The 9,379-nt window shown below is 40.7% G+C and carries 11 protein-coding genes; 6 read left to right on the top strand and 5 right to left on the bottom strand.

The annotated features are described in order from the left end of the window. The first annotated feature begins 596 nt into the window (after nt 1–596). The 3 genes from IQ264_RS29665 to IQ264_RS29655 are packed head-to-tail and all read left to right on the top strand — an operon-like array spanning nt 597 to nt 2,991. On the top strand, nt 597–1,253 hold the full coding sequence (locus IQ264_RS29665; RefSeq protein WP_193985802.1) for a hypothetical protein: 657 nt from the start codon (nt 597–599) through the stop codon (nt 1,251–1,253). 9 nt (nt 1,254–1,262) lie between these two features. Next, entirely contained in the window at nt 1,263–1,658 is a 396-nt protein-coding gene (locus IQ264_RS29660) for a plasmid mobilization protein (RefSeq protein WP_193985800.1), read from the top strand. Beyond that, nucleotides 1,639–2,991: a relaxase/mobilization nuclease domain-containing protein gene (locus IQ264_RS29655; RefSeq protein ID WP_193985798.1), complete on the top strand. Its 1,353-nt coding sequence runs from the start codon at nt 1,639–1,641 to the stop codon at nt 2,989–2,991. The genes IQ264_RS29660 and IQ264_RS29655 overlap by 20 nt, the downstream gene beginning before the upstream one ends. A 3-nt stretch (nt 2,992–2,994) precedes the next feature. On the opposite strand, the gene IQ264_RS29650 is transcribed toward IQ264_RS29655, so the two are convergent. Further along, complete coding sequence (locus IQ264_RS29650) at nt 2,995–3,357, bottom strand: hypothetical protein (RefSeq protein ID WP_193985795.1); 363 nt, start codon at nt 3,355–3,357, stop codon at nt 2,995–2,997. 386 nt (nt 3,358–3,743) lie between these two features. Here IQ264_RS29650 and IQ264_RS29645 point away from each other — a divergent pair, with 386 nt between their 5' ends. Further along, entirely contained in the window at nt 3,744–4,331 is a 588-nt protein-coding gene (locus IQ264_RS29645) for a 3'-5' exonuclease (RefSeq protein ID WP_228061915.1), read from the top strand. A gap of 15 nt (nt 4,332–4,346) precedes the next feature. On the opposite strand, the gene IQ264_RS29640 is transcribed toward IQ264_RS29645, so the two are convergent. The 4 genes from IQ264_RS29640 to IQ264_RS29625 form a co-directional block, all read right to left on the bottom strand. Then, the gene (locus IQ264_RS29640) at nt 4,347–5,141 is read right to left on the bottom strand and encodes a hypothetical protein (RefSeq protein WP_193985793.1); all 795 of its coding nucleotides are present in this window, start codon (nt 5,139–5,141) and stop codon (nt 4,347–4,349) included. 64 nt (nt 5,142–5,205) lie between these two features. After that, the gene (locus tag IQ264_RS29635) at nt 5,206–5,394 is read right to left on the bottom strand and encodes an AAA family ATPase (protein WP_193985791.1); all 189 of its coding nucleotides are present in this window, start codon (nt 5,392–5,394) and stop codon (nt 5,206–5,208) included. 7 nt (nt 5,395–5,401) lie between these two features. After that, a complete protein-coding gene (locus IQ264_RS29630) occupies nt 5,402–6,514 on the bottom strand; it encodes a ParB/RepB/Spo0J family partition protein (protein ID WP_193985789.1) in 1,113 nt (370 codons plus the stop codon). Further along, nucleotides 6,514–7,314 (bottom strand): ParA family protein, encoded by an 801-nt coding sequence (locus IQ264_RS29625; RefSeq protein WP_193985787.1) that lies wholly within the window; start codon nt 7,312–7,314, stop codon nt 6,514–6,516. The genes IQ264_RS29630 and IQ264_RS29625 overlap by 1 nt, the downstream gene beginning before the upstream one ends. Nucleotides 7,315–7,738: 424 nt before the next feature. Here IQ264_RS29625 and IQ264_RS29620 point away from each other — a divergent pair, with 424 nt between their 5' ends. Together IQ264_RS29620 and IQ264_RS29615 are read left to right on the top strand one after the other, a co-directional pair. Beyond that, complete coding sequence (locus IQ264_RS29620; protein WP_193985786.1) at nt 7,739–8,719, top strand: hypothetical protein; 981 nt, start codon at nt 7,739–7,741, stop codon at nt 8,717–8,719. 41 nt (nt 8,720–8,760) lie between these two features. After that, complete coding sequence (locus IQ264_RS29615; RefSeq protein WP_193985784.1) at nt 8,761–9,369, top strand: hypothetical protein; 609 nt, start codon at nt 8,761–8,763, stop codon at nt 9,367–9,369. Nucleotides 9,370–9,379 lie beyond the last annotated feature (10 nt).

Raw genomic sequence — 9,379 nt, 5'->3', positions numbered from 1 at the left:
CCACTGCCACCAAAATCCAGAGTTAGCGTTATTTCGGGATAGGCTAGCTTTGTTAATCTGCCCATTGCATCTGTTCTCGATTAGTTGATTTTTAAGAATTGATTTCAACTTATCAAGCTATTCAATACTAATTGATATGCCAAAAGTGATTTTTTCTCCTATCGCTTTTGACGTAAATGTAATCGGAGGGAAATAGTAGGGATGTAGTAGGGATAATGCTGTTTTTGGCTATCTTTTTACCCGGATTTTCCCTACCATTTCCCTTCACCAGATTGCCCTTGTTTCCCCTCTCCAACACGGAGCAAGCAGTGGCGGTATCCGTATTTATATGTCAAGAGAATAATTAGTTGCCGCCACCGCTTGTTGGGGGGCTACCCCCAAACCCCCGCACTTATTTCTCAAGTATTCCCACACTTCGGTAACTTCTTGAAAGATTGAATGTTTAAAAAACAGAATTAGCCAGCATTGAACTGCTGTAATATTCCAGCAAATACAAATTTTATGTCAATAGCGATAGAGGGTGTGCATCGCTTTGGAAAGATGAAACAACTATGGAGTTACTGATTTTCTAAAAGAAAACAACATTAACAATCGCTATGCTCAAATCGTTAAATCCTAACTCCATTTGGATACACCAACTGCATTATCAAAATTACACTTTGAGAATCACAGGTTCCCCTAACAGCCAAAAATGGTTAACCTGTGATGTCAGGCGTTTGTTACTACCCTCAATTCGCCGCACCGGACAGTACAGCATTTCCCCACCAGATGAAGCATGGCAAATGCTGATGACCTTGCTCGAAAATCGAGTCACCGAACTTCAAGGACAATTAGAAACAGTAGAAGCAGAACTTGATAAAACTACTTCCAATTTACAGACAGCTACATCAATTCCTGATGATTATCGAAGACTGAAGCGCAAGTTCTTAGAAGACTCATATCTGTTTTTTGCTCGCATAGCCACTAACTGTTCGGCGATTGCTTCCGAAGACTTGACTGCTATTTGTAATTCGCCAATGTGTGCTTTTATTGCCCAGCACTTAGACGAACAAGTGGCACTTGCTGCATTCCAGGAACCAGATTTTCCATTTGAGCAGCTAATCAATTTGTTGTTAAATTGCAGTCCCTACCTACTTCGGAATTACTACTACAAACATTCATGGTTAAAAAACGAAGCTCAGTGGCAAGAATTCTGCCACAGTTATCGCGCAAATATTGTTGCTAAGACCAAGGCTAACCACTGTTCCATATAGAGTACTACCATGCCAACTAAATCAAAGCAACGTACAGTCCGCTTCGAGATGTTGCTGACAAAAGAAGAAAATCAAACCTGGGAAATGCTTGCCGAACAAGCTGGAATCAGCAAAGCCGAACTCGTTAGACGAAGGATGGCTCTTTGTCGCATTCAAACTATACCAGAAGCCAACTGGCAGTGTTACTGGCAACTATTGAAAATTGGCACCAATATCAACCAAATTGCTAAAGCCCAAAATACAGCACTAGCAGATGGCACCATCCCACCACCCATCGACCCCATCCCTTTTGAGCAACTACTCAGACAAATCAACAAGTTGCGACTGCACTTGATTCTAGGTGCAAACGACGACCCAGATGAAGATGGTTCTTTAGAAGAAACAGATGATTGGGAAAATCGGTAAAGGTAAGGGGTTTGCTGGACTTACCAAATATATTCTAGAAAAAGAAGCAGCCGAATTGCTTTGCACCAACTTAGCAGGAGAAACACCACAAGACTTCTACAGACAATTATCTGCAACGCGACAACTTAACCACAGAGTTCAATCACCCGTGTCGCACATTAGCATTAGCTTTGCCCCAGGTGAAAAACCGGACAATGCTACTTTAGAGCAAATTGTCGCAGGTACGCTTACAGGCATGGGACTGGAAAATAACCTCTACTTTGCTGCTACTCATGCCGATCGCAATCACTTTCACTTACATATTGCCGCATCGCGCATCACTTTAGAAGGAAAGTGCGTCTCCGACTGGTGGGACAAACGGCGATTAGAAAAGGTACTCAGAGGTTTAGAAAAGCAATTTGATTTAACGCCTGTCCCCTGTTCTTGGGAAGTCAACCGTGCTGCACCTTCAACCGGACAAAAGCGCCGGATGATGCGAGAACAGGAACAGGATACACCAGCACAACCTGCGGTAATTGACCAGCTTCAGGATGCTATAGAAGAAGCAATTGCACTTCCTGACCAAAACTTTACCAGTTACGTACAAGCATTAGAAGCTAGAGGCATAACAGTTGGGGCAAAAGTTACAAGAGAAGGTGTAGTAGATGGACTGCGTTATGAGATGTCTGGCATAAGATTTGCTGCTAGTAAACTCGGTCATGCCCAAAAACCAACCATCCCCGGATTGCAAAAACAAGGCATCAGTTTTGAATTAGAAACAGATGCTCCTACCTTAGCTCGAATCGCATACAGCAATCAGCGAAAAGACCGTCGTTCGCCAGAAACGATTGAGAAGTTAATTAAAGCTAACCCAGCCAATAGAAATTTATTAATTCCCGGTCATCATCGTAACCAACAAAGCAAGCTAAATAGCTCATTCATTGCCACACTAGAACCAGATTACAACCTTGTTCTCGATGACTTAGAACCTCTGTTGATTACTGATACTCCATCCGCATCAACAGCAACCGGGTATGCAGCCAATAGAGAGGATTGGGAAAAGCGTCTGCTCTCAGCAGCTAGGCAACAGTTAGTTTCGGCTAATATCAGCAATCATCCAGACTTTGAAGTAGCAGCCATTAGCCAATGCCGCTATACTATCCATCACTTGCCTACGCAAATGTTAGTAATTTCTGATACAAGCTTTAATCAACTGCATATAAGATATGCTGCTCGTCAAGGAGAAAAAGCGAAAATTAATAATTTTAGTGATATGGAGAAAAGTTATTGGGCGAATCTTGAAGTGAACTCTAGCCAGTCAATTTTACAGGGGAATCATCAATTAGAACTGTAAATGCTAATTATTGCCGCAGCTTTTGAGGTAATTTTCTAATAAACTTTGCCCGTCCTCGGTGAAAATGTTGCCTTTACGGGTTTGATTTAGTTCTTTCCAGAATTGGGCTGCTAATTGGGCGGGAACCATTAAACTTTCTTGACGATTTGGCAGTATGATTTCATCGGGAATTATGCCTTGACTTCTGATAAATGACTTAGCTATCTGAAAGTTGACTTTAACAGCTACAGCCATTTGCCTATATGTAATTACAACTTCTCCATTCTGCAATTTATAGACAATAAGCCGCAGGAATTTACCTTTCAGCTTGATGCGCTCAATCACTCTTAATAGCTGTTTTTTCTGAGTGGTTTCTTGGTTTATCATAACTCTCCTAATTGATTATTAAAACAATTTATTCAACGAATCATGGTTATTAATTTTCAACAGCATCTACTAGCCACACTACAAACCTAAAATGTACTCGGTCTAGTATGTCCAGTTGCTAATTAACTAATAGTTCATGATTTCAATACTAATTATTTGCTAAATTTTCACAATTTTTCTAAACCTATAAGCAGATTTTTGACCAATACAAATAATTTTGTATTCTTCATAATACCTTTATTTAATTAGTAATTGATGTAAGTGCTTTTACTGAAAATATTTTTTATTTTAAGTTAGTAAATTAACAATTTTACTATGTTGATAGTAGAGGACAAAAAGCATCTACCTTTAGAATTAATTCTTAGGGCATAGATTAGTTATGGAGTATGATGATGGACTTAAATCAGTACGATTATTTTTTGGTGCTTGATTTGGAAGCCACCTGTTGTAACGAAGGAAGCATTAAACGGCAATATATGGAAATCATCGAAATTGGAGCCGTTATGGTGGAAGCACCAACCTTGAGGATTATTGATGAGTTTCAAACCTTTGTAAAACCTGTGCGCTATCCTGTTCTTACAGCTTTCTGTAAAGCTCTCACCTCAATCACTCAAGCGCAGGTTGAACAAGCACCGGGATATGTGGAAGCCATTGCACTTTTGCAAAAATGGTTATCAAACTACCAAAATGCCGTCTTTGGCTCTTGGGGAGACTACGATTACAATCAGTTCAAACAAGACAGCAAGTTTCACAAGGTTCCTTTTCCCATTAGCTATCCTCACGTCAACCTCAAGAAGTTGTTCAGTAGTACCCAAGGTTTATCCCAAAGATATGGCATGGCAGAAGCACTGGAACTAGTAGGGATGGAACTAGAAGGAACGCATCATCGAGGTATTGATGATGCCAGAAATATCGCCAAACTATTGCCTTTTATTTTAGGTAAACAACAGATTTCGGCAGTGATGGATGAGTAATGCCTTTTTGTTATTTCACTGGGGCTGGGATTTCTTTTTCGGGTTAAACACTTTTTCAATGGCTCGATCTAATGAATCAATAAATTCTATAGGATATTTAGATACAGGAGTTTTTCTTCCCGATACTCTGGGAGGTTGAGAGCCATATTCTTCTTTGTAAGATTCATCAGCAAAACTTTGAATCAGTTGCAGTTGTTCGGGAAGAGCTTTGTATCCTAATTCTTTGGCTCGTTCGGCTACTGTGAAAACTTTTTTGGTTTTAGTTGAACTATTGCTTTTATTGGTGGGTGATTCATCTTGAGTTGCTATAGCTGCACCATCCTTGCTATCAGCTTGGTCAACCGAATTAGCAGCATTGCGAAAATATTCTTCTAATTTAGGAATAACTGAACGATACCACTTGACTTGGGAACCTTGCCATTTGTTAGTGGTAGAGGTTGCCAATATAGCAGTGCCATAATTGCTTCCAGTTTCTGTGATTAGCCAAATTCTTTTTTCAGCATTTCTTTCTTGATAACCTAATGCTACTAATGCTTGATTTACTTGCTCGGCTTTGATGTTTGCATTTAAGCTTTCTTTGAGTACTTGGGCTAGTTCAGTTGCACCCATCCCTACTTCTGGTACGGGTGAAGTAGCACCAATAAGTTGTTTGGCTAGTTCGGCTACTTCTCGCAGTTCTGGGTACATAGCTGCCAAGGCATTAAATTTGAATTGGGCAATAGCAGCAGCACTAAGTCCGGTATTATCTAACCAATTAGATAATTGGTCAATCGTCGCCATAGCAGTTGTAATTTGTTCAGCAGAAGGCATGGGCTGATTAAAATGAAAAGCTTTCTTTTCATTAGATTAAAACTATTGTGTTGCATGACCAAAATTAATGGGATACAAGCCCTCTTACCGCATCGCGTAAGTTATTTACTGCAATCTGAGAAAGAAATTGCAGTGCATCGAAGAGGTTGGATTTACCAGAGGCGTTTGGCCCTAGTATTACGCTGAAAGGAGATAAGTCCAGCGCAAAGTTCTCGAAGGTTTTGAAACCGTTAATTTCAATTCGGGTTAGCATTTTTTACTCATTGATTCAAAATCTCATCAATTTCTGATAGTTTTTGCTGTAAAATTTGGCGCAACTGGGTCAGTTGTTCGGGACTGGTAGAAGTCATTACTGTTTTCGACAATTTCTCCACTCCCCTAACTACTGTTGTGACTTCTTTTGATTGAGAAGTTTCTGGTTTAACATATTTGGCTTTAATCTGTGCTACTAACTCCCGCGTCTTTGCCACTGTCAATTCTTGTTTAATAACCTGATTGGTGGCAGCAATCCTTTCTTTGGTAGCTTGACGCTCTGATGTCTTCAAAGTTTTAGCTGATATAACTGTTAAAGCTAAAGCGTGTGCTCCTTTTAATCCTTGTTCGCGAATGGCTATTTTTAAATCCTTTGGCAAAGATAGCATTGGCATCAGGTTGGCTTTTACTGATGCTGGATTTAATGCTAAATCCAATAACACTAACAGTATTTTTTCTTCGTTTTGATTCACTTCCAAAGATTGCACGCCTGAGACTTGCGCTTCTGTGGTAGCAGTCACTAGTGCTGTTAGTTGATTAGCTTGGTCAGAACGTTCCAACCTTCGCAACACGGTTGATAGTATAGTTGGAATTTCTCCTGCTTCTATACCTGTTGCAATAGTTAGTTCTTTGATAATCGCCTCGGCTTTATCCAAGGGATTTAGGTCTTCGTGATGAATAAATGTTAACAATGCTTTGCGATGCAAGTCTTCTGGCATCAGTGCCTTGACCGCACGCAATGTTTTCCACCCTAGCAGTTTGGCAGCTGACCAGCGCCGTTGTCCATCCCATAGTAAATAGCGATCGCCTTGTGCTATCACAATAACTGGTGCAATCTGCCCGTCTTTTTCCATACTCCGAGCAATGGTTTGAATGCTTTCGGTAGTTAATGTCTGACGAGGTTGGTATGGATTGGGATCGATCGCCATTACATCTATTTCCAGTTCTCCTTCTTCAGCTAGTAATTGTTTCCTTAATTCTTCGATTTGCTGCTCTAGTTCTGGAGCTTGAGAGCTTCTGAGCGTTTCTATTTCTGCTTGTAATTGGGCAATTTTTTGTGCTTGGTCAGTGGCTTGAATTGCACCAGTAAAACGTTCGCTGATTTTGGGAAGTTTCGCCATTATAGTTTTCCTTTTCGCACTAAAGTAACAATGTCGTCAGCAATGGTTTTGAAGTCTTTGCCAGCCGGATGTGCTGGTCGATATTTTTGTAAAGGTAAGCCATTGGCAGAAGCATTCTTAAATTCTGATGAATCTCGAATTTGCGGATATAGCTTAACTCTTAATTGCTCTGCTACTTCTGGTAATTGCTGTAAATACTGTCGGTGGATGGCACGACTATTGTCATACAAACTGGGGATCAATCCCAAGATTGGTGGATGAGGGTCGAGCATCAAATCATCTGCTATTCCAATCAACCACTGCACCAAGTCAGCTACTCCCGAAACTGATTTCATCTCTAATTGAATCGGAACTAACAGCCCCGTACTTGCAGCAATAGCATTTTCACAAATTATGCCAATTGTGGCAGGACAGTCCAAGATAATTACATCGTGACGTAAAGGATGGGTTTTTAAGCGGTCTGCCAAAACATATTCACCTCGACGGCGAATTACTAAGTCATTCGCTACTTGCGCCATCTGGGGATGACCTTGGCAAACTTCAATATCTGGGTTTGACCAAGCTGAAACCAAAGGCCAATTCCCGTCAAAGTCTTTGCCAAATACTCGCACAACTGAGTTTTCGATTTCTGCTGAAGGTAAACCGCAGAATACATCTAATGCTCGCTGTGGGTCGAGGTCTATTAATGCTACTGTTTGACTTCGTTTGCAGAGTTCGTAAGCTAGATGGACGGCTAGTGTTGTTTTGCCTACTCCACCTGCATTTGCTAAAATTCCAATGACAATTTTCTGCTTAGGCATAAGTTTGCTGGCGCTGTCGCATTTTAATATACGACAGTTTAAATAACTAATGAGCTTTGTCGGATTTTAAAATACTACATAATTTTGTTATTCCCCATTGTCGGATTTTAAAATTCCACAATCAGATTAGCTTCTACAGAATTAGCGGGTAGGGATGAAGTTGCGGGTTAGGGGTTAAGGGTTGGGTGTTGGGGAATTTCTTCTGTTCCCTAACTTTCACCAGTTTCGGCATTGCAGCACATATAAAAGTCGTGTTAGGTCCTCTTGGAAATTTCTTCTCTTCCCCACCCCCTGTCCTCCCTCTATCGCTTTAGTGATAGAAGCTTTTACGTCAATAGCGATAAGCTCTTTCCTCTCTAAAGTCAGAACTAGAGAACTAGTGATTTATAGACAATAAATTTAATTGTTTTGCATCACTAATTCTATGAATGCAGCGTTACACAATTGTTCCATTACCGACCCCGAACAATTGCAATACATTGGTCACATTGTCAATCAAATCTTAGACAAAGAGCATGAATTAGGTTCATTACAGAACTTTCAATCAGCCTTGAAAGAACTCAGCTTATCGCAAGGTCGAGAAATTCAAATGAATTTAGTTAACCACGATAATCAATTAGTTGGTTTCAACTTTAGTTTTGCCGATGAACCGGATAAAACCACATCTACCATTCCTTTTCGACAACAGTTGGTACTATCTCCACCCGGAGGTAGCATCATTCCCCAAACAACGCCATATTCAACCATTGATGTAGCCACCACCAAACTCAAAGGTGAACTTTCAACTCCAGTACCTCCAGGTCAATTGGTTGCTACATTGCCATTATCTCCTGAAAAAAAGCCAGAGATAACAGCAGCAGAGGAAACCGCAATTAAATCTGCTGCACCTCACGCCAAACTAAATCCTAATTTGGCAAGAATCGCCGCTTTACTAGCATCTCGCCAGGAAATCGATGGTCTGTGGTTAACTGGGATGACTCTCAAAACCGAAACCAGCATAGCCAAAGCTTTAGAAACTTCATCTCGTCTAGATAGTCAATTAGCAGGTCAAGCAATAATCAAACGTTTTGAACAAGTACTGCCGCAACAATTTACCCAATTAAACAATGGCAGTTCTCCCCAACCTTTTAATTGGAAAGATCCACATTCAGGAACAAAGTATCGCTTTGAATTAGCCGCAGCTACTTTCTCCCCAGAAGGTCACTTAGTAACTCCAGCTTCCCTGAAAGGTTTCGCCCCAACTCATTCTCAACCTGTATTTTCTGCTCTCCTAACCGATGCTAAACGCCATCACTGGTTAGTAGAACAATGTGATTTTAACGAACAACAGTTAAATTCTCTAACTGCTTGCATCCCAACTCATCCTGCACAAAGAAGCACCAATAGTTTGGACAATTCCCTTTAATAACTTTCTCTTCATTCGTCACATTAACTAGGTAGATAATCATGACTAACTTCAATCATTACCCTTTAGAAAACTCCCCTGCTTTAACCAAAGCAACCAAACTCCTTCCCAAATGGAATGGGAATACCGTAGTAATTTCTGGATTAGGAATTGGTTTAGTTTATTTGGCAGTTAGAGAACCTTTGCTAACCACAATTCTTTTATCCACTGGTTTGTTCTTCTACTGCTTGAATCGCATCATTCATTTTATCCCATCTTTAAGTCGGCTCATTGGTGGCAAAATTCGCTTTTGGCACATCGCTAGTTTGATGATGGCATTAGCTATTAGTTTGGGTTTGTTTGAAATGCCAGCCAAAGCTGTTTTTTTAAGCGGTCTAGAACAGTTCGTCACTGAATTAGCCTCCCAAAGCAGTGGAGGTGGCGGACAGTCAGTTAGTCCCGAAGCTATCAAACTTGTTTTCAACCTCATTCGCGCCGTTTTCTTGATTTTAGTCGGTGTAGCTGCTTTATTCGCCTATAACCAAGCCCAGCAAGGAAATGACTGGCGACCTATTGCTACTCAAGCAGGTTTAGCAATGGGAATTGTTTTAGCAATTGATGTGATTACTTTCCTCTTTGTCGGTAATGGTACTGGTGGAGTTGGGGGGTAGGGGATAGGGG

Origin of the sequence: [Phormidium] sp. LEGE 05292 (assembly GCF_015207735.1) — a bacterium.
Taxonomy (GTDB): Bacteria; Cyanobacteriota; Cyanobacteriia; order Cyanobacteriales; family Aerosakkonemataceae; genus Floridanema.
Note: the sequence above shows the minus strand (reverse complement) of the source record. Positions and strands in the feature narration are given on the sequence as shown.

Bases quoted from the DNA above. Each gene is read 5' to 3' on its own strand.
- IQ264_RS29630 (WP_193985789.1), bottom strand. From the start codon at position 6,514: ATGGCGAAACTTCCCAAAATCAGCGAACGTTTTACTGGTGCAATTCAA.
- IQ264_RS29665 (WP_193985802.1), top strand. From the start codon at position 597: ATGCTCAAATCGTTAAATCCTAACTCCATTTGGATACACCAACTGCAT.
- IQ264_RS29640 (WP_193985793.1), bottom strand. From the start codon at position 5,141: ATGCCTTCTGCTGAACAAATTACAACTGCTATGGCGACGATTGACCAA.
- IQ264_RS29655 (WP_193985798.1), top strand. From the start codon at position 1,639: ATGATTGGGAAAATCGGTAAAGGTAAGGGGTTTGCTGGACTTACCAAA.
- IQ264_RS29650 (WP_193985795.1), bottom strand. From the start codon at position 3,357: ATGATAAACCAAGAAACCACTCAGAAAAAACAGCTATTAAGAGTGATT.
- IQ264_RS29635 (WP_193985791.1), bottom strand. From the start codon at position 5,394: ATGCTAACCCGAATTGAAATTAACGGTTTCAAAACCTTCGAGAACTTT.
- IQ264_RS29620 (WP_193985786.1), top strand. From the start codon at position 7,739: ATGAATGCAGCGTTACACAATTGTTCCATTACCGACCCCGAACAATTG.
- IQ264_RS29660 (WP_193985800.1), top strand. From the start codon at position 1,263: ATGCCAACTAAATCAAAGCAACGTACAGTCCGCTTCGAGATGTTGCTG.
- IQ264_RS29625 (WP_193985787.1), bottom strand. From the start codon at position 7,314: ATGCCTAAGCAGAAAATTGTCATTGGAATTTTAGCAAATGCAGGTGGA.
- IQ264_RS29615 (WP_193985784.1), top strand. From the start codon at position 8,761: ATGACTAACTTCAATCATTACCCTTTAGAAAACTCCCCTGCTTTAACC.
- IQ264_RS29645 (WP_228061915.1), top strand. From the start codon at position 3,744: ATGATGATGGACTTAAATCAGTACGATTATTTTTTGGTGCTTGATTTG.